The sequence below is a fragment of the Streptomyces gossypii genome (assembly GCF_025165795.1).
GTDB lineage: Bacteria > Actinomycetota > Actinomycetes > Streptomycetales > Streptomycetaceae > Streptomyces > Streptomyces gossypii.
Window position 1 is genome coordinate 1 of record NZ_JAJAGO010000024.1, and the last position, 19,263, is coordinate 19,263.

Consider the following 19,263-nt stretch of genomic DNA (forward strand, 5'->3'; position numbering starts at 1 on the left):
TCTGGGTGTGGCCTCGGGTAATGGCAAGGGTCAGATCTTCGTGAAGGGTGAGGTGATCAAGACGGTGCCGGAGTCGAAGATCGTGGAGACCCTGATCGAGGAGGCCATGAAGATCGCCGAACAGATGACGGCCGACGGGGTCGAGTCGGGCGAACCGCAGGTGTCCACGGTCTCCTGACCGCCCCCTGGCAGGCCGCTGACCGCGCGCGCCAGCCGTATCGGCGCCAGCCGTATCGGAGGAAGTACTCATCGCCATGACCGCCGTAAGCCTGGAAGTCACCCCGCCCCATGCCCCCGGGACCATCTGGCGTCTCTCCGCCGATCTGTACCTCCCGCCGGGGGAACCGCCCCGCACCGTGCAGCTCCTGCTGCCCGGCCTCACCTACGACCGGCGCTACTGGACCGCCCCCGGTACGGCCGGCTACGTCCGCCACGCGGTCGCGGAAGGTTACGCGGTGCTGGCCCTGGACCGTCCCGGCACCGGGGCGAGCGAGCACCCCCCGGCCGACGAGTGCTCCGTGGAGGCGAACGTCGAAGCGGTGCACCAGGTGATCCGTACGCTGCGCACCGGCACCGCCGAGATCCCCGCCTTCTCGTACGTGGTGGCCGTCGGGCACTCGCTCGGCTCGGGCATAGCCCTCCTCGACGCCGCCCGCCACCACGACCTGGACGCGCTCGTCCTCACCTCGCTGGTGCACGCCTTCGGCCCGCTCTATCCGGAGGCGGCACCGGCGCTGCACCCGGCGTCCGGCGATCCGGTGCTCGGCCCCACGGCCTTCCCGGAGAACTACCTGACCACCAAACCCGGGCTGCGCAGCCGCCTCTACGAGCACGAGGGCGGTGTCGACCCCGAACTGTCCGCGTACCACGAGGAGACCAAGTCGACTGTGCCGCTGGGCGAGGGCCTCACCATGGACGCCATCTACCAGCCGGGCCCGGCCGCCGAGGTGGACGTGCCCGTCTTACTGGTGGCGGGCCAGTACGACCGCCTCTTCGGCGGGGGTGACCTCTCCACCGAACAGGCCGGGGAAGTCGTCGCCTACGAGGGCAAGTTCTACACCGCGGTGCCCGGCCTTGAGGCATACGTGCTGCCGGACGCCGCGCACTCGCTCAACGTGCACCGCACCGCCCCCCGTTGGTATGCGGCGGCGCACGAGTGGCTCGCCCGACGGCTGCCGCAGGCCGCTCCCCGTCGCGCCGTCGGCAACTGAGAGAAAGAGACCGGACGATGAGCCACGCCGTGGTACTCGGAGGCAGTCTCGCCGGACTCTGCGCGACCGCCGCGCTGGCCCCGCACTTCGACCGCGTGACGCTGGTGGAGCGGGACGGCTACCCGGACGAGCCCCTCTGGCGGCGCGGCGTGCCGCAGTCGCGGCACACCCACAACCTGATGGCAGCCGGGCATCGTGCCCTGGACCGGCTGTTCCCCGGTGTACTGCGGGAGTTGCGGGCGCTCGGCATGGTGCAGGTGCGGATGCCCCAGGACATGCGGCTGCTGATGGCCGGCGGCTGGGTCGACCGCTTCCCGGGCAACCATGTGGTGCTCTCCGGCTCGCGCGACGTCCTCGACTGGGCGGTGCGGCGCGAGTTGCTCAAGCTGCCCGGCGTCGAGGTCCGCCAGCAGACGGAGGCGGTCGGCCTCCTGGAGTCGCGCGGCGGTACGGCCGTAGGGGGCGTGCTGCTGAAGGACCGCGACGGCTCGGCCTGGGCAGGGTGGGGCGAACCGTACGAGTGGGAGGCGGACTTCGTCGTCGATGCCACCGGTCGCGGCTCCCAGGCGCCCGACTGGCTGCGCAGCCTGGGCCGCGACGCACCGGCGGAGTCCGTTGTCGACGCCCGTTGCGCCTATGCCACCTGCGTGCTCGCCCCGCCTCCCGGCCACACGGCCGACTGGAAGTGCCTCCTGATCCAGGCCACACCCGAGGTGCCGCGCTCCGGGATCATCAACCCGATCGAGAACGGGCGCTGGATGGTCTCCGTCTCCGGCATGGGCGGTGAACGCCCGGCGCTGACCCACCGTGCCTTCCTCGACTTCGCCAAGGGCCTGCGCAGCACCGAGCTGTACGAGGCCGTGCGGGACGCCGAACCGCTCGGGGAGGTGTACGGATCGGGGCGTACCGAGAACCGGCGCCGCCACTTTGAGCGTGTCAAGGACTGGCCCGACGGGTTCCTGGTCATCGGTGACGCCGCGGGCGCGTTCAACCCCGCCTACGGACAGGGCATCTCGGTCGCGGCGCTCGGCGCGCTCGAACTGCGCCAGGCGCTCGGCCGAGCGCGCGTACGGGACACCGGACGGCTGCCCGAGGGCTTCGCCCAAGCCATGCGCAAGCGGATCGCCCACTGGGTGAACGCCGCCTGGATGCTCTCCGGCAACGCGGACATGGCGTACGAGGGTGCCACCGAGGGACCGCTGCCGCTGCCCGCCCGGCTCGGGATGCGCTACACGAGCCGGCTGCTGGACGTGGCCACCCACGACCCGTTGGTGGCCAACGCGCTGTTCGACATGACCCATCTGATGGCGCCGCCACAGGCCGTGCTGCGGCCCAGGGTGCTCAACGCCGTGCTGCGCGGCCCCCGGCAGCCCGCCTCCGGCACCTCCTCCCACGGCAACTCCTCCCACGGAAGGGAGTACGCATGACCACGCCCGAGTCCCGGCGGATGGTGGAGGTGTACCGCAAACGCGCAAAGCGCTACGACCTCACCTCGAACCGGCTCTACCTCATCGGCCAGCGGACGATGGCGTACAAGCACCTGGCACTCGGACAGCTCGCGCTGCGCCCGGGCGACACCGTCGTCGACGCCGGGTGCGGCACCGGGCACAACCTGCCGCTGCTGGCCGAGGCGGTCGGACCTGCCGGGCGGGTGATCGGCGTGGACCTCACCGACTCCATGCTGGAGCGTGCCGAGGAGCGGGTCGGCCGCGCCGGGCTCCGGCAGGTGTCCCTGGTGCAGGCGGACCTGACCTCCTATGAGTATCCGGCCGAGGTCAACGGCATCATCGCCTGCTTCTCCCTCACCCTCATCAGCGACTACGCCCGCATCATCGAGCGCGGCTACCGTGCGCTCGGGCCGAAGGGGCGCTGGGTGGTGCTGGACTACCGGCTTCCGGGCTGGTGGCCGGAGCGTCTGATCCCGGCGCTGGCACCGGTGATCGCTCCGTTCGGCGGCGATCTGAGCATGGTCCACCGGCGCCCGTGGGAGGCCGTCGAGCGAGGGGCCGCACGCCACCGGGTGCTGACCCGATACGGCGGCTGGGTCTATGTCTCCACGGGTGAGGCGGCCGGAGACAGGCCCTGAAACGCGCAGCGGGAGATCGGTGGGGCGGTTTTTCCTGACTTGTAGCTTTCCGATGCCCGCCTCACCGGCGTCAGCATCTCGACGGCGGCACATTCCCCCCGTGAAACCGCCAGGACAACCGGAATCCAACCTACCGGTTCTTTACCTTTACTTGACATGCGACGCATCGGCGAGCATACAATCACTTCACACAATGAATGAGCGACAGTTGACGCACATGGCGGATTCACTGAGCTGAGCTAGAGTCTTGTTCTTCGCAAAATCGGGGGAATATCGGCATTTCACTGCCTGAGGGGTTTGACGGACTTTACCGCCCTTCTCAGGCACTGATATCGCTGCATGCTGCAAATCCCCCGCTCGGCGTGGAACGCGAACGGGGGCGCTTTGACGAGCACGGGGGAGCAGGCCACCAGCTGGGACTGGGAGGCACCGCCACGACTGGGGGTGCGGGCGCGGTACGGCCCTGTGCGGCACGCCCGCCCTGCGCAGCACGGCCCCGCGGCGACCTGGGGGCCACCCGGAGACCGCCTGTTACGCGCCGGAAAGACCCCCGCCCCAACACCTGCGCAAGACCGGGCGTACGCAGCCCGAAGACCAGGGTGCCGGGAAACCAAGAACCGGGAAACGCTCCGCCATTCATTACCGGATTTCCACCGCGGCGCATCGGAGCCACTCTCCCGCCGGGTTCGCTTAATTCTGCTCGAGAAGCGGTGCACTTCACGAACGGGAAGTGAAATGCCGGGCAAGCGGGTCCGGCAAAAGAACCCTCCGATGATTGAACAAGAAACCAAAATCGTCGCCCGGTGAGAGACGCATGACCCAGCCGCCGCCGTATCCGACGGTCCTTCTGTACCTACCTGGTAACAAATCCGGTCTCGCGGACCGTGCCCGACCGCCCTCCGCATATACGTGACGGACACAAACGGAATCATGTGTTCCGGGAACCGCTCCGGCCGTTCGGGCAGTCCTCCAGCTCGCCCCGGCTCTCACCCGGTGCAGGTGCTCCACGTCCGCTCAAGTCCGACGTCTCCCCTTGTCCATGCTTGTCTGTCCTTGTCAGTCTCTATCAGCCTTCCTGCCGACCCTTGTCAACTTCGACGTGCCGCGGCCACCCCTCAGCCGCGGACCTCCATAGCCACGAGATAGGTACGCGAATGTTCCAGAGCCCGCCTGAGCTGAGACATATAGGTACTGACGACGGTCACTGCGCCGGGACGCTGCGGCGCTACACACTCACGCCGCTGATCGGCCGCGACACCGAACTGGCGGAGCTGAAGACCACCCTGCTGTCCGGCGAGTCCCGCCTCCTCACGCTCACCGGCCATCTGGGCGTGGGCAAGAGCCGGCTGGCCGCCGCGCTCTTCGACGAGGTCGTCCCGCACCTCGCCGACGGCGGACACTACGTGGAGCTCGAAACGCTCACCGAGCACGCCCAGCACGCCGGTGACAACCCCGCAGCCGACCTCCGCGACACCCTCCGCGCCGCGCTCGACATCGACACCGACCTGATCACCGCGCTGCACGACCTCGAATTCCTGCTCGTCCTCGACTGCGGCAGCCTGCCGCCCCACGGCTACCGCACGCTGATCGGCCGCCTGGCCGACGCGGCGCCCCGGCTGCGTATCCTCACCGTGGCCACCCAGGTCCTGGGCGTCTACGGAGAGCGCCGGGTCCAGCTCGCCCCGCTCGCCGTGCCGGAACCCTCCGACACCCTGGAGCTTGCCCAGCTCGCCGAAGTCCCCGCCGTCGCACTCCTCGTGCATCGCTCCCGCGCCGTACGGCCCGGCTTCCGTCTCACCGAGGAGAACCGCGCCGCCGTCACCGAGCTGTGCGTACGGCTCGACGGGCTGCCGCTCGCCATCGAGCTGGCGGCTCCCCGGCTCAAGGCGTCCTCGCCCGCTGCCCTCCTGGAGGAGATCGACCGCGCCCCCGAGGTGCTGCGCGGCTCGACGGCCGACACCATGTCGCGGCATGTGAGCATGAGCGACGCGCTGGAGCACGGCTGGTCCCTGCTCGCCCCCGAACGCCGCCGCCTGCTGATCCGGCTTGCCGCCTTCTCCTCGGCCTTCGACGACGCCGAGGTCAGCGGCGTGTGCGGACTCTCGCCCCAGGAAGCGCGAGGCGCGCTCGAGGAGCTTGTCGACCACAGCCTGCTGCTCACCCGCGAGCAGGAGGACGGCAGCGTCCGCTTCCACATGCTGCGCCGCGCCCGCGCGCACGCCCTGGCACAGCTCACCCGCGAAGGCGGACTCACCCCTGCCCAGGCGGCGCACGCCGCCTACTTCCTGCGCCGGGCGAAGGAGACCCTGCCGCTCCTCCAGGGCCCGGAGCAGACCTGTGCCGTGCGTTTACTGGACCGCTGGCACCCGGAGATCCTCACCGCACTGGACGTCCTCGTCCAGGCCGGGGAGGGCGAGGAGGCAGCCGGCCTCGCGTCCGACGCGCTGCCGTACTGGCTCGTCCGCGGCGAGGTCCGGGAGGCCGTGCAGCGGCTCACCGCGGCCGAGGCCGCCGGGGAGTGCACCCCGAAGACGCGCGCGGTGACCGAGGCGGCACTCGGCACGGCACATCTGCTGGCCGGCGACCTCCGCGAGGCTGAGGAGCGGCTGCAGAGCGCACTGGCGATGTTCGAATCAATGGAGGACCGTCCCCGGGCCGCGCTGGTCATGACCGCGATGGCCCGGCTGGAGCGGGCGCGAGGCGACCTCGGGCGGGCCCGGATCCTGCTGGAGCGCGCCAGGGAAGAACTCCGCACCCTGGACGACGGGCACACCTGCGCACTGGCAGCCGGACTGCTGGCCGAGGTGTGCCGGGACGACACGGACGGCATCGGTCCCGCCGACACGTCCGGCAAGGCCCGGGACAGGAGCGAGGCCGCGGACGGGAGCACCGGCGAGAGCCAGGCCGACGGCACGGCCCACAGCAGGAGCGACGGCGACAGCGAAGGCAAGAGCGGCAGCGGCAGCGGCAGCAAGGGCGACGGCAAGGCCGGTCGGAGCGGCACCAAGGCCGGCAGCGGGACGCAGCAGGCGATACGGCTGGCCGAGGAGTCCGTGCGGCTCTACGAGGAGACGGGCGACGCCCGCGAGGCGGCGCTCTCCACCCTCACCCTGGCGGGCCTGCTGGCGGCCGACGGCGACACCGACCGCGCCGAGGAGCTCTCCTGCCAGGCGCTCCAGGTGCTGCACGACATCGGCGACCTGCCCGCACTCGTCTCCGCCCTGCGGGTGACCACGGCCGTCTTCGTACGCAGGAACCGGCGCGCGCAGGAGGCGTGGGAGCGGGCGGCCCGGCTGCTGGCCACGGCGGACTCCATCGAGAAGCGGACCGGCTGTGCACCGCCGCGCCAGTCGGCGGCGGAGCACCACGCCCTTGCCGCCCGCGCCCGCGAACGGCTCGGCAAGGCAGCGTTCGAGGAGCAGCAGGCGGCGGGCCGCGCCCTGTCCGTGGGTGAGGCCGTCACCCAGAGCGTGACGCCCTTCGCCCAGCCTCCGGTCAGTCCCCTGCCGCCCGGCACGGCGGACGTACTGACCCGGCGGGAGACGGAGGTGGCCAACCTGGTCGCGGAGGGGCTGAGCAACCGGCTGGTCGCCAGCAGGCTCGGCATCGCCGAGTGGACGGCGGTGAACACGCTGCGCAAGGTGATGCGGAAGCTCGACTGCACCTCGCGCGTCGAGGTCGCCAACCACGTGCTGCGCACCAGGGCGCAGACCGCCCAACGGGACAAGAACCGCTCCGTCGCCGTCTGACGCGCACCGACCGCCCGTCCGGGTCCACCCGGCCCCCCCACCGGACCCGGACGGGCTCTGGGGCGTGTTGCAGAAGTCCCGCCTGTCTCGCGGGGCGACCGGCGCTACTTCTCGAACACGCCCTGGAGCACCAGGCGGCCGTCGATCCGGCGGGGCAGCCGTGTCTTGTCCCACAGCTCGTACGGGAGCACCGACTGCGGGGCGTTCTGCCAGGTCACCGGGCGCAGGAAGCGGCGGAGCGCGGTCGCCCCCACCGAGGTGTGCAGGCTGTTGGTGGACGGCCACGGGCCCCCGTGCGTCTGCGCCCAGGAGACCAGCACGCCGGTGGGGAAGCCGTTGTGCACCACCCGGCCCGCCTTGGCGCGCAGCGACTCGAAGAGCTCCCGGGTGACCTGCTCCTCATCCGCCTCCGAATGCACCGTGCCGGTGAGCGAGGCGGGCAGCGCGTCGAGGGCTCGCCGCAGTTCGGCGTCGTCGCGGTAGCGGGCGAGGACGGTCAGCGGCCCGAAGCACTCCTCGGTCACCTCCGGGGTGATCTCCGCGGCGCGCACCGACAGCAGCCGGGGTGCCACCGCGTATCCCGCCTCAGGTACCGGGCCGCCCTCGGCCTCCACGGTGACCCCGGGCAGCGCGGCGAGATCGCCGGAGATCTCCCGGTACGCCGCGTGGATGCCCTCGGTCAGCGCCACGCCCGCCGCACTGCCCGCCACCAGCTCGCGGGCCGCCGCCACGAGCGCGTCGCCCGCCGCCTCTTCTGGCACGAACACCAGGCCGGGCTTGGTGCAGAGCTGGCCGGCGGCGACCGTGAAGGAGCGCACCAGCCCCTCGGCGATCTCCCTGCCGCGCTTCGCGGCGGCCGCCTCGGTGACGACGATCGGGTTGAGCCCGGACATCTCCCCGTAGAACGGGACGGGCTCCGGCCGGGCGGCGATGATGTCCAGCAGCGCCCGGCCGCCTCGCGGCGAACCGGTGAACGCGACGGCCTTGACGTGCGGATCGGCGACCAGCGCCGCACCGGCCTGCTGCCCGTACACCAGGCCGAGGGTGCCTTCGGGCGCACCGGCCGCGCGCGCCGCCTCCCGCAGGATGTGGAAGGTCAGCTGCGAGGTCGCCGGGTGGGCACCGTGCGCCTTGACGATCACGGGTGATCCGGCGGCCAGCGCGGAGACGGTGTCCCCGCCGGGCACCGAGAAGGCCAGCGGGAAGTTGCTCGCCCCGAAGACGGCGACCGGCCCGATGGGGACCAGCATCCGCCGCAGATCCGGGCCGGGACCCATGGAGGTGTCACCGGCGTGGTCGATGGTGGCTTCCAGATAGGAACCCTCGTCGAGCACGTCGGCGAACAGCCCGGCCTGGTAGACGGTGCGGGTGAGTTCACCGTGCAGCCGGGTGGCGCCGATCGCGGTCTCCCGGTCGGCCAGCGCGACGATCCCGGCCCGGCGCGCCTCCAGCGCGGTGCCCATCGCACGCAGCAGTCCGGCCCGGAAGGCGCGGCCGCGCGCCTCCAGTACGGGGGCCGCGGCGGCCGCCTCGGCGGCGATCCTGGCCACCTCGGCCGGGGCGGTCGGCGGGAAGGGGGCTCCGAAGGGGGCGGCGGTACGGGGGTCGGTGCTGGCCTCAGCGGTCACGGTGATCCTGCCTCTCACACACCGGGTGTGCGGTGTGGTGCTGCGCTGCGTGGTGCTGCCGCGGGGTGCTGTCCGCGTGCGGCTGTGTGCGTGCTGCGGTGTGCGTGCGGCGGTGCTCACTTGGCCGGACTGCTCTGCGAAGTGATCAGTCCCGCCCAGTAGTCGGCGTTCTTGATACCCAGTTTGTCCGGATCGAAGACCGGGTCGATGCCCAGCCGCATCTGTGCCTCGTAGTCGCGCAGCGCGATCAGCGCGGGCTTCGCCAGGAAGATCAGACAGAGCATGTTGACCCAGGCGAGCGAGGCGTAGCCGACGTCGCCGATCGCCCACACCATGTCCGCGGACTCCACCGCACCGTAGAAGACCATCCCGAGCATGGCCACCCGCAGGGCGTGGGCGAGCGCCGGGTTGCGGGCGCCCCCGGTGAGGTAGGTGAGGCTGGTGTCGGCTATGTAGTAGAAGGCGACGAGCGTGGTGAAGGCGAACAGCGCGAGCGCGATGGCAACGAAGTACGGCCCGGCTCCGGAGAACACCGAGTCGAACGCCTCCTGGGTGTAGGCGGGCCCCGCCTCGACCCCCGGCACATGCGTGACGATCTTCTCTCCGGCTTCCGTCGTCACGTTGTAGTTGCCGGTCACCAGGATCATGAAGCCGGTCGCCATGCAGATGAAGAGTGTGTCGATGTAGATGGAGAACGCCTGCACCAGGCCCTGCTTGGCCGGGTGCGAGACCTCGGCCGCCGCGGAACCGTAGGTGCCCTCGCCGACACCGGCGACGTTCGAGAAGAGCGCCCGGCGCACGCCCCAGGCGATCGCCGCGCCGACGATGCCGCCGAAGACCGAGTCCGATCCGAAGGCGCTGCCCATGACCAGGGAGAAGACCGCGGGCACCTCGGTGATGTTGACGGCCAGGACGAGCAGGGCGGCCAGGATGTAGCCGACCGCCATCACCGGTACGACGGTGTCGGCGACCGCCACGATGCGCTTGCGGCGGCCGAAGACGATGAAGCCGAGCAGCGCGACCACGACCGAGCCGGTGACCCACGGGCTGATGCCCATGGCGCTGTCGAAGCTCGCCGAGATGGCGTTGGACTGGACGCCGGGCGCCAGGAAGGCGTAGAGGCTCATCGCGGTGACGGCGGCGATGACCGCCAGCCACTTCTTCCGCAGCCCCTTCTCGATGTAGTAGGGGATGCCGCCCCAGAAGGTGCCGTCGGCCTTGCTTTTGTAGATCTGCGCGAGCGTCGACTCGACGAACGCGGTGGCTCCGCCGAGGAAGGCCATCACGGCCATCCAGAAGAGCGCGCCGGGGCCGCCGGCCGCGATGGCCGTGGCGACACCGGCGATGTTGCCGACGCCGATGCGGCTGGACAGGGTCAGCATCAGCGCCTGGAAGGAGGAGACTCCCGCCTCGGAGCGCTCCCCTCTGCGCAGCAGCCGGACCATGTCGGGGATGCGGCGGACCTGGACGGCGCGCGTGACCACGGTGAGCACCAGGCCGAAGCTCAGCGCGAACCAGACCAGCGGGTCCCACAGCCAGTCGTTGAGGGAGACGAGGAAATCCATTTTTCACCCCAAGGGGAGAGTGCTCGGGCAGGCTGATTTCGGGCAGGCCGCAGACACGCACGGCGAGGGGTGGGCGCACTCGTCCGGCCCGCCCGGCGCACGGAGGGGCCGGTGCGGGGGGGACGTGCGTGTGCTGTGCAGGTGAGCGGGCAGGGGCGCCGGATCACGGCGCCGGACCGTCAGAGGCCTGCGACAGGGGGCTGTGTCAGGGAGCTGTGTCAGGAAGCTGCGTCGGGGGCTGTGTCAAAGGAGCGGGCGTTCAGAGGGTGAAGCCCCGGGGGAAGGGGTCCGTGGGATCGAGCAGGTACTGCCCCATGCCCGTGATCCACGCGCTTCCGGTCACCGTGGGCACCACGGCGGGCAGCGTGCCGACGGTCGTCTCCTCCACGAGACGGCCGATGAAGCGGGTGCCGAGCAGCGACTCGTTGACGAAGTCCTCGTCCAGCCGCAGTTCGCCGCGTGCGTGCAGCTGTGCCATCCGCGCCGACGTACCGGTGCCGCAGGGTGAGCGGTCGAACCAGCCCGGATGGATGACCATCGCGTTACGGGCGTCGCTGCCGGGGGTGCCCGGTGTGCCCGGTGTGCCGGGGGCGACGAACTGCACGTGCTTGCAGCCGCCGATGCCCTCGGTCACAGGATGGACCGGCCGGTTCTGCTCGTTGATCGCGTCCATGATCGCCAGACCGGCGCCCATGATGCGGTCCTTCTCCCCCTTGTCGAAGGGGATGTCCAGATCCGCGAGCGGCAGGACGGCGTAGAAGTTGCCGCCGTACGCCATGTCGTAGCCGACCCGGCCGAGGCCGGGGACCTGCACCGAGGCATCCGACTCCAGTGCGAACGAGGGCACGTTCAAGATCGTGACGGCCTCGGCACGGCCGCCGCTGACCGCCACCTCCGCGACCACCAGCCCGGCCGGGGTGTCCAGCCGCACGCGGGTCACCGGTTCGGTCACCTCGACCATGCCGGTCTCCACCAGCACGGTCGCGACACCGATCGTGCCGTGCCCGCACATCGGCAGGCAGCCGGAGACCTCGATGTAGAGGACTCCCCAGTCGGCGTCGGGGCGGGTCGGCGGCTGGAGGATGGCGCCGCTCATCGCGGCATGGCCGCGCGGCTCGTTCACCAACAGCTCGCGGATGTGGTCGAGATGGGCCATGAAGTGCACGCGCCGGGCGGCCATCGTGTCGCCGGGGATCACCCCGACGCCGCCGGTGATGACCCGGGTCGGCATGCCCTCCGTGTGCGAGTCGACCGCGGAGAAGTACCTGCCGGCCCGCATGTCAGCTGCCCACCGGGTGGGCGTTCAGATAGTCGACGGCCTTGCGCATGTCGGCGTCCAGCAGAGCCAGTTGGTCGGCGGGGAGCGGCCCGCGCGGCGGACGGCAGGGGCCGCCGAACCGGCCGACGATCTCCATGCCGTGCTTGATCGCCTGCACGAACTCGACTCGCGAGTCCCAGCGGAAGGCGGCGACCAGCGGCTCGTAGAGGGCGCGGGCCTCCTCCAGCCTGCCCTGCTGCGCCAGTTCGAAGAGGTGTGCCGACTCGGCGGGGAAGACGTTCGGGAAGCCCGCGAACCAGCCGGTGGCGCCCATCAGCAGCGCCTCCAGTGCCACGTCGTCCGCACCGGCGACCACGGTCAGATCGGGGGCCAGCTCGCGGAGTTCGAGCACCCGGCGTACGTCACCGGAGAACTCCTTGATGGCGACCACGTTGTCGAGCTTCGCGATCTCGGCGACCACCTCGGGGGTCATGTCGACCTTGGTGTCGATCGGGTTGTTGTACGCCATCACCGGCAGGCCGACGCTCGCCACCTGCTCGAAGTGGTGCAGCACCTCGGAGGTGTTGGCGCGGTAGACGGTCGGCGGCAGGCACAGCAGGCCGTCCGCGCCGTCCTCGGCCGCCTTTTCGGCCCACTCGCGGGCCTGGTGCGCGCCGACGCCGTGCACGCCGACGACGACGATGCCCGCGTCACCGACCGCCTCTATCGCCGTACGGGAGACGGCGCGGCGCTCCTCGTCCGAGAGTGAGGAGTACTCGCCGAGGGAGCCGTTCGGGCCCACGCCTCGGCAGCCGTTCTCCACCAGCCAGCGGCAGTGCTCGGCGTAGCGGTCGAGGTCGACACGCAGCCCGGCGGGCGCGCTCGAGTCCTCGGCGTAGGGCAGCGCGGTGGCCACGATGACTCCGTCGAGCTTCTCCTGCGTCATTCTTGCTCCTCATGTGGTGCGGGTGGTGCGGGTGTGACATCTGTGGGTGGTGCGGGTGCGGCGGGTGGTTCCGGTGTGGCGGCGCCGGGCGGTGGCTCGGCCAGCTCGCTCAGCCGCAGGGGCGCGGCCAGCGGGCGACGGGCGAACGCCACGCCTGACTCCGGCAACCCGGTCAGCTCCGCGACGTTGCGTCCGCAGATCCGCCCCTGGCAGGGGCCGAGTCCGGCCCGGCTGACCAGCTTCATCGAGCGGACGCCCAGGGCGTCCCGTTCCTCGACCGCCCGGCGCAGCGCGCCATGGCAGACCTCTTCGCAGCGGCACACCAGGGTGTCCTCACGCAGCCACCCCTGCCAGCCCGGCCGCACCGGGTACGCGCGCCCCAGCGCGGCGGCGAACCGTCCGCCGGAGCGCACCCGGCGCAGTGCCCGCACGGGTGGCCCCGGCCGGGCGCCCGAGGCGCTGCGCGCGCCCGCCGTACGGGCGGCGGCGGTTCCGGCGACGGTGCCCTCGTCGGCCGAGAGCACCGCGCCGCCGATCCCGGTCAGCTCACCGGCGGCGAAGACGCCGGGCACCGAGGTGGCCTGGGCGGTGTTCACCGTGACGAAGCCGTCGCGGATCGCGCAGCGGGCGGAGACGGCGAGTTCCAGCTGCGGGGTGAAGCCGAAGCCGACGCACACCGCGTCCGCCTCGATGCGCCGTTCACTGCCCGGCACGATGTGCCAGTCCCGGTCGAGCCGGGCCCAGGTGACCGCCTCGACCCGGTCCGTGCCGTGCGCCTCGATGACGGTGCTGCGGCGGCGGTAGGGGATGCGGTGGCGGGCGAGCAGCGCGGCGTACCCGGCGAGTTCGCCCGTCTTGCCGCGCCCGGCCAGCAGTCCGGCGGGCTCGGTCAGCCACCCGGCTGCCGGGTCGTTCGCCTCCAGGACGCCCAGCACGCGGGAGCCGACGGCGGTCAGCGACTCGGCGACCGGCAGCAGAAAGGGGCCCGTACCGGCGAGCAGCACCCGCTCCCCGACCCGTACGCCCTGCCCCTTGGCCATCGCCTGCGCCGCGCCCGCCGTGGTGACGCCCGGCAGGTCCCAGCCGGGGAACGGCAGGGCGCGGTCGTAGGCGCCGGTGGCGAGGACGAGTGCGCGGGTGTCGATGCTGCGCCCGCGCCGTCCCGGCCCGTCGGCGGGGCCGGTGCGGACATGGACCCGGTGGCCGGCGGGCACCTTCTCCAGGGCCCAGACAACGGAGTCGGGCAGGTGCTCGACACCGTCCGGGAGAGTGAATCGTTCCTGCCGTGCGAGGGCGTTCTGCCGGTGGTACTGGCCGCCGAGGCCCGGCCCGGAGTCGATCAGCAGTACGGGCGCGCCTGCCTCGGCCGCGGCCCGTGCGGCGGCCATCCCGGCCGGACCGGCCCCCACCACGACCACCCGCGCGTCCCCGACGCCGCCGCTCATGAGGGCAGCTCCGCCCCGTGCTGCACCCGGATGTCGTCGCCCTCGGCCACCGTCCGCTGGCAGGCCCGTACGTCCGGCACACCGTTGACGACCACCAGGCAGTCGTAACAGACGCCGATGCCGCAGAAGATGCCGCGCGGCCTGCCCTCACCGCGGGTGGTGCGCCATGACGCACGGCCCTGCTCCAGCAGCAGCCCCGCCACGGTCTGGCCGGGCACCGCCGGTACGTCCGCACCGTCCACGCGCACCTTCATTCGGCCTGTGCCCCTCACGCCGCTCCGATCGCTCACGCCACTCGGGTCGCTCACGCCACTCGGGTCGCTCGTACGGCTCATGCCGCTGCCCTGCCTTCCTCGGTGACGGCGGGGCGGTCCACCCGGAAGGGTGCCGGGTCCACCACCGGCTGCCTGCCGGTCCACAGTTCGGTGAGCAGCTGCCCGGTGGCAGCCGCCAGGCCGATACCGGCGCCTTCGTGCCCGGTCGCGTGCCACATGCCGGGCAGCCTCGGGTCCTCGCCGATGATCGGCAGATGGTCCGGCGCGTACGCGCGGAAGCCGCCGTACGCCCGCATGACCGGCACCTGTGCCAGCACCGGGAACAGTCCGAGCGCCTTGCGCGCCAGCTCCCGCAGGACGTCGACGCGCACGGAGTCGTCGAAGCCGACCCGCTCCCGGCTGGAGCCGATGAGCACGGTGCCCGCCCGCGTCGACTCGACGACGGTCGAGGTCTGCAGGTCGGCGTCGCCGCTGGCGACCGCGCCGACGTAATCCGCGTCGTACACCTTGTGCCGCACGGTGCCGTCCGGCAGCGGGCCGGTTACCAGCACCATGCCGCGCCGGGGCAGTACGGCCAGCGGTACGCCCGCCGAGGCCGCGAAGTGCCCGGCCCAGGGCCCGCAGGCGTTCACCACGGCGCCGCAGGGGATGATCCCGCCGCTCGTACGGATGCCGCTGACGGCGCCCGACGCGTGGGTGGTCACCCCCAGGGCGGTCACACCCGAACGCACCTCGCCGCCCCGTGCGCGGACGGCGGCGAGCAGTGTGGTCGCGGCCAGTACCGGCTGGAGCTGGGCGTCCTCCGGATAGTGGACGGCGGCGGTGAGTCCCTTGGTGAGCTGCGGTTCCAGCTCGGCTGCCCGGTCGGCGCCGATCTCGTCCGCCCGGACTCCGGCGCCGCGCTGCGCTGCCGCGAAGGCGGTCAGCGGGGTGACGGCCTCCTCGGTGGTGGCGACGACCAGGCCGCCCTTCGCGTCCCATTCCGCTTCGGCTCCCGCCGGGCCCAGTTCCTCGCGCAGCGAGGCGAGCAGCTCCGGCCAGCGGCGGCGTGAGGCCTGGGCAAGTGCCAGTTCGGGGCCGGGGCCCTTGTCGGAGACCAGCACGTTGCCCTCACCGGACGCCGTGGTTCCGCTGGCGGGCGCGCCGCGGTCCAGCACGCACACCCGCAGGCCCGCCGCGCTCAGCGCCTCGGCACAGGCCGCGCCGATCACACCGGCACCGGCCACCACGACATCAGGGGCGGGGGTCATGCGGTCGGACGCGTGCGGGGCAGGCGTCGGGGAAGAAGTCGGAGTCACCATTGATCTCACCTCCGTTCATTTAAATGAACGCTGCGAGACTATGGACCACCCCGGGCAGCGTCAACCCCCCAGTTTCCTCCCGGACTCACCTTTCGCCGCCGTGTTCGCCACCGCGTTGGGCACGGCACAGCTTCCGGCGGGCGCCTCCGGGCCCGCGTCGGCGGGGTATTCGAGCATCAGCACGGAGGCCACGGGCCCCTCGACGGTCTCGTAGATATGCGGCTTCTGCGCCGCGAAGCAGACGTAGTCGCCCGGCTCCAACTCGTACGGAGCCTCCGGCGGACCCACTCTGAGCAGCCCGGATATGACCACCACATGCTCCCGGCCCGGATGCCCCTCAGAATGCTGGGTCTCCCCCGGACGCACCCGCTGGTCGTACAGCTCCAGCACCCGGTCGGTCACGTCCATCCGGCGCAGCATCCGCAGATCGACCGCGTTGCTGCTGAGCACCTCCAGCCCGCTGGAGCGCACCAGCAGCACGTCCGGGTCGGACTGCTCGGTGAGGAGCGAAGACACCGGGACCCCCAGTGCGTTCGACAGACTGAACACTGTCTCGATAGTTGGGTTCCCGGGCCGCGACTCCAGCTGGGAGAGCGTGCCCTTGGCGATACCGGACCGGCGCGCCAGTTCCGACAGCGTGATCCCGGCCCGCTCCCGCAGCATCCGCAGGTTCGTCGCCAGGATCCGACCGGCCTTTTCCTGAGCCACCAGGCCCCCTCTCTTCCGTGGGGAGGCTACCCGGACGCGGTTGTGCACGGACGAACGCGCAGCTCGGAGGCTTTCGAGGGGCGGGTGCGACCATGAGGGCGGCGCGTGAGCCGACCACCGAAGAGAGGGGCACCGTCCACCATGCGGCATCTGCTGGTGCTCGGCGGCACCACCGAGGGACGGCGCCTCGCCGCACTGCTCGCCGAGGAGCCCGGCGTGCGCGTCACCAGCTCAGTCGCGGGCCGGGTGGCCCGCCCCGGCCCCGTCACGGGCACCGTACGCAGCGGCGGCTTCGGCGGGCCCGAAGGGCTCGCCCGCTGGCTGACCGCGCACCGGGTGACGGCCGTCATCGACGCCACCCACCCCTTCGCCGCAGCCATCACCCGCAACGCCGCACAGGCCTGCGCCGCCACCGGGACCCCGCTGCTCGTCATACGCCGACCTGGCTGGACGGCGGGGCCCGGCGACCGCTGGCTGACCGCCGCCTCGCTCCCGGAGGCGGCCGGACTGCTGCACGGGCTGGGGCGGCGGGTGCTGCTGACCACCGGGCGTCAGGGGGTGGCCGCGTTCGCCGGGCTGGACCAACTCTGGTTCCTGATCCGCTCGGTGGACCCTCCCGAGCCGCCGCTCCCGCCGCACGCCCGGCTGCTGGCGGACCGCGGCCCGTACCACCTCGACGGCGAACGGGCCCTGCTGCGCGAGCACTCCATCGACATCGTGGTCACCAAGGACAGCGGCGGCACGGCAACTGCCGCGAAACTGACGGCGGCACGGGAGGCGGGTTTGCCGGTGGTCATCGTCGTCAGGCCGCCGCTGCCGGAGGGCGTCGCCGCGGTGCCGGGGGTGGCGAGCGCGGGGGAACGGCTCAGAGAACTCGGTCTGCTGGGGGCGCGCCGTCTTCACGGCGGTCACGGCGGTCACGGCGCAGCAGATACGTGTCCATGATCCACCCCTTCTCCGCCCGCGCCCGCGCACGCACCTCCGCGATCCGGGCCGCGAGCGCGTCGTCCAGCGGTCCGGAGAGCAGGATCTCGTCCGGCGTCCCGATGTACGCACCCCAGTAGATCCACAGGCCGGTGCCGGTGTAGGCGGCGAAGGCCTGGTGCGCGTCCAGCATCACCACCACGTCGTCCACCCCCTCGGGCCACCCCTCGGACAGCCGCCGCCCGGTGGTGATCTGGACCGGGCGCCCGACCTGGTTGAGCCCCGTACGGTGCCCGGCCGCCAGCGCGGAGACGCTGCTGATGCCCGGGATCACCTCGCAGTCGAACTCCACCCCGCCCCGCTCGCGTACCTCCTCCAGCGCGGCGAGCGTGCTGTCGTACAGCGTGGGATCGCCCCAGACCAGGAACGCCCCGCAGCCGTCCGGCGCCAACTCCTCGCGCATCGCCGTCTCGTACAGGTCGGCGCGGCGGCGGCGCCAGTCGTCGACCGCACCGGCGTACGCCGCCGGGGCCGCACCGCGGTCGCGCTCCGGGTCGCGCACCTCCACCTGCCGGTACGGCTGCTCCGCGTGCCGCTCCAGGATGAGCTGGCGCAGCCCTGCCAGATCCTGCTTCCGCTGCCCCTTGTCCACCAAAAAGAAGACGTCGGCCCGGGCGAGAGCCTTGACCGCCTGCAGAGTCAGCTGCTCCGGATCGCCCGCGCCGATGCCGATGAGGAGGATGTGTCGCATCCCGCGAGTGTGCCGCACCAGCAGGGGCGGTGGTCGGGAGGGGTGTCCGGCCCCGCCACCTCCGGTGGTGACCGCACCCGGCATCGCCGCAGGTCCGGCGGCCCGGCTTGACACTCCCGCCGGATCCGATTCGACCTTGCCGTACGGGGAATGACCTGAGGAGTACGGGTCCGAGTACGGGGCACCCGTCGCTCACGAGGGGGAGTGGTGAGTGTGCAGACGAACAACCGCGTCATCCGACGCACCGCACGCGTCGAGTACGCGCTGCCGCAGCAGGATGTTTCCGCCCGCTGGGCCCGCCGGCTGACAGCCGGTTTCCTGGGAGGCTCCCGGACGTCCCCGGAGGCCGCGCTCCACATGGACGACGCGGCGCTCGTCGTCTCCGAGCTCGTCACCAACGCCACCGTGCACGGCGACGGCAGATGCCGCCTCCGGCTCAGCAGCGAGGCGGGCTCCCTCACCATCGAGGTCCACGACCACGGCCCCGGCACGCCCGTCGTGCGCGCCGTGACGGCCGAGGCGGAGGGCGGCCGGGGCATCGCCATGGTGCGCTGCCTCGCCCAGCGACTGGACATCACCCCGCACGCAGCGGGCGGCAAGACCATAAGGGCCGTACTCGCCACGGCCTGAGGGGGCGCCACCCGGCGTGCCCCGGAGCCCCGTTGGCGCCGTGACCGCGACAGGAGGCGGGCTCCCGGCGCCCTGATCCGCCCCCTGTCGCGGGGGGGGAGGTCGCTACTCCACGCGCGGCTCGCGGTCGTCCTCGTCATCGGGCAGGTGCACGTCGCCGATCGCCACGTTCACCTCGACGACCTCCAGCCCCGTCATCCGCTCCACCGCCGCGATGACGTTCTCCCGCACATCCCGCGCCACGTCCGTGATGGGCACCCCGTACTCCACGACCAAGTCGAGGTCCAGCGCCGTCTGCCGCTCGCCGACCTCGACCTTCACCCCCCGGCCGACGTTCGGGCGCCCGCCGGGCACCCGCTCCCGTACCGCACCCAGCGTGCGGGAGAGGCCGCCGCCCATGTCGTACACACCGGGCACCTCGCGGGCCGCCATGCCCGCGATCTTGACCACCACGACGTCCGCGATGGAGGTCCTGCCGCGCGTGGCCGCGGGCTCCTCCGGCCCGGTCCCCCCGACCCGCAGAGTCGTACCGGCGTTCTCCTGCACCCCGGCCTCCTTCCCCGGCACCTTCGGGCTCGCGGCCCCGGGGGAGGCCGGAGAAGCTGTACCTGTCGCCATGGGGAGTCTCCTCAGTGATCTCGTGAGTCCGTGAGTGATCTCTTCGGCTTCTCAGCACTGCCCGACACGGGCGTCCTGTCATTGGACACCGTGGCGCGGGCTCCGTCACCCGGAATCCCAAGATCTCCACTCCGCACGTCCGTGCCCATGACGCGCGTGCGGGCGGCA

16 protein-coding genes and 1 pseudogene are annotated in these 19,263 nt (G+C 72.0%); 7 read left to right on the top strand and 10 right to left on the bottom strand.

All coding sequences use genetic code 11. The features are described 5' to 3' along the window. The 5 genes and pseudogenes from LHJ74_RS32870 to LHJ74_RS32890 all read left to right on the top strand — a co-directional run. Positions 1-178, top strand: a pseudogene (locus tag LHJ74_RS32870) (flavodoxin-dependent (E)-4-hydroxy-3-methylbut-2-enyl-diphosphate synthase); the annotation flags it as partial. Positions 179-254: 76 nt separating this feature from the next. Then, positions 255-1,211, top strand: a complete 957-nt coding sequence (locus LHJ74_RS32875) for an alpha/beta hydrolase (protein WP_260221986.1) — start codon at positions 255-257, stop codon at positions 1,209-1,211. A gap of 17 nt (positions 1,212-1,228) precedes the next feature. Beyond that, a complete protein-coding gene (locus LHJ74_RS32880) occupies positions 1,229-2,638 on the top strand; it encodes an NAD(P)/FAD-dependent oxidoreductase (protein ID WP_260221987.1) in 1,410 nt (469 codons plus the stop codon). Then, positions 2,635-3,297, top strand: a complete 663-nt coding sequence (locus LHJ74_RS32885; protein WP_260221988.1) for a class I SAM-dependent methyltransferase — start codon at positions 2,635-2,637, stop codon at positions 3,295-3,297. Before LHJ74_RS32880 ends, LHJ74_RS32885 begins: the two co-directional genes overlap by 4 nt. Positions 3,298-4,451: 1,154 nt before the next feature. After that, positions 4,452-7,046 carry a helix-turn-helix transcriptional regulator gene (locus tag LHJ74_RS32890; protein WP_260221989.1) on the top strand — a complete coding sequence of 865 codons (2,595 nt, stop codon included), beginning with the start codon at positions 4,452-4,454 and terminating at the stop codon, positions 7,044-7,046. A gap of 104 nt (positions 7,047-7,150) precedes the next feature. On the opposite strand, the gene LHJ74_RS32895 is transcribed toward LHJ74_RS32890, so the two are convergent. From LHJ74_RS32895 to LHJ74_RS32930, 8 genes are all read right to left on the bottom strand, one after another. After that, on the bottom strand, positions 7,151-8,674 hold the full coding sequence (locus LHJ74_RS32895) for an aldehyde dehydrogenase (NADP(+)) (protein ID WP_260221990.1): 1,524 nt from the start codon (positions 8,672-8,674) through the stop codon (positions 7,151-7,153). Positions 8,675-8,790: 116 nt separating this feature from the next. Continuing rightward, complete coding sequence (locus tag LHJ74_RS32900) at positions 8,791-10,239, bottom strand: alanine/glycine:cation symporter family protein (protein WP_260221991.1); 1,449 nt, start codon at positions 10,237-10,239, stop codon at positions 8,791-8,793. A 259-nt stretch (positions 10,240-10,498) separates the two neighbouring features. Continuing rightward, entirely contained in the window at positions 10,499-11,518 is a 1,020-nt protein-coding gene (locus LHJ74_RS32905) for a proline racemase family protein (RefSeq protein ID WP_260221992.1), read from the bottom strand. Between the two features lies 1 nt (position 11,519). Then, a complete protein-coding gene (locus LHJ74_RS32910) occupies positions 11,520-12,443 on the bottom strand; it encodes a dihydrodipicolinate synthase family protein (protein ID WP_260221993.1) in 924 nt (307 codons plus the stop codon). Further along, positions 12,440-13,888 carry an NAD(P)/FAD-dependent oxidoreductase gene (locus LHJ74_RS32915; RefSeq protein WP_260221994.1) on the bottom strand — a complete coding sequence of 483 codons (1,449 nt, stop codon included), beginning with the start codon at positions 13,886-13,888 and terminating at the stop codon, positions 12,440-12,442. Before LHJ74_RS32915 ends, LHJ74_RS32910 begins: the two co-directional genes overlap by 4 nt. After that, positions 13,885-14,142, bottom strand: coding sequence for a (2Fe-2S)-binding protein (locus LHJ74_RS32920; RefSeq protein ID WP_260221995.1), 258 nt, complete (start codon positions 14,140-14,142; stop codon positions 13,885-13,887). The genes LHJ74_RS32915 and LHJ74_RS32920 overlap by 4 nt, the downstream gene beginning before the upstream one ends. Before the next feature lie 77 nt (positions 14,143-14,219). Beyond that, positions 14,220-15,413, bottom strand: a complete 1,194-nt coding sequence (locus tag LHJ74_RS32925) for an NAD(P)/FAD-dependent oxidoreductase (protein ID WP_260222024.1) — start codon at positions 15,411-15,413, stop codon at positions 14,220-14,222. Between the two features lie 111 nt (positions 15,414-15,524). Continuing rightward, positions 15,525-16,172 (bottom strand): helix-turn-helix domain-containing protein, encoded by a 648-nt coding sequence (locus tag LHJ74_RS32930; RefSeq protein WP_260221997.1) that lies wholly within the window; start codon positions 16,170-16,172, stop codon positions 15,525-15,527. Positions 16,173-16,313: 141 nt separating this feature from the next. Between LHJ74_RS32930 and LHJ74_RS32935 the strand changes: the two genes are divergently transcribed. Then, a complete protein-coding gene (locus tag LHJ74_RS32935; RefSeq protein ID WP_260222025.1) occupies positions 16,314-17,117 on the top strand; it encodes a cobalt-precorrin-6A reductase in 804 nt (267 codons plus the stop codon). On the opposite strand, the gene cobF is transcribed toward LHJ74_RS32935, so the two are convergent. Then, a complete protein-coding gene (cobF, locus tag LHJ74_RS32940) occupies positions 17,038-17,847 on the bottom strand; it encodes a precorrin-6A synthase (deacetylating) (RefSeq protein WP_260221998.1) in 810 nt (269 codons plus the stop codon). The two genes, LHJ74_RS32935 and cobF, sit on opposite strands and share 80 nt — an antisense overlap. A 207-nt stretch (positions 17,848-18,054) precedes the next feature. On the opposite strand from cobF, the gene LHJ74_RS32945 reads away from it, so the two are divergent. After that, on the top strand, positions 18,055-18,477 hold the full coding sequence (locus LHJ74_RS32945; protein WP_260221999.1) for an ATP-binding protein: 423 nt from the start codon (positions 18,055-18,057) through the stop codon (positions 18,475-18,477). A 105-nt stretch (positions 18,478-18,582) separates the two neighbouring features. Here the strand turns inward: LHJ74_RS32945 and LHJ74_RS32950 are convergent, their stop codons facing one another. After that, positions 18,583-19,095 (bottom strand): Asp23/Gls24 family envelope stress response protein, encoded by a 513-nt coding sequence (locus LHJ74_RS32950; protein WP_260222000.1) that lies wholly within the window; start codon positions 19,093-19,095, stop codon positions 18,583-18,585. Between the last annotated feature and the right edge of the window lie 168 nt (positions 19,096-19,263).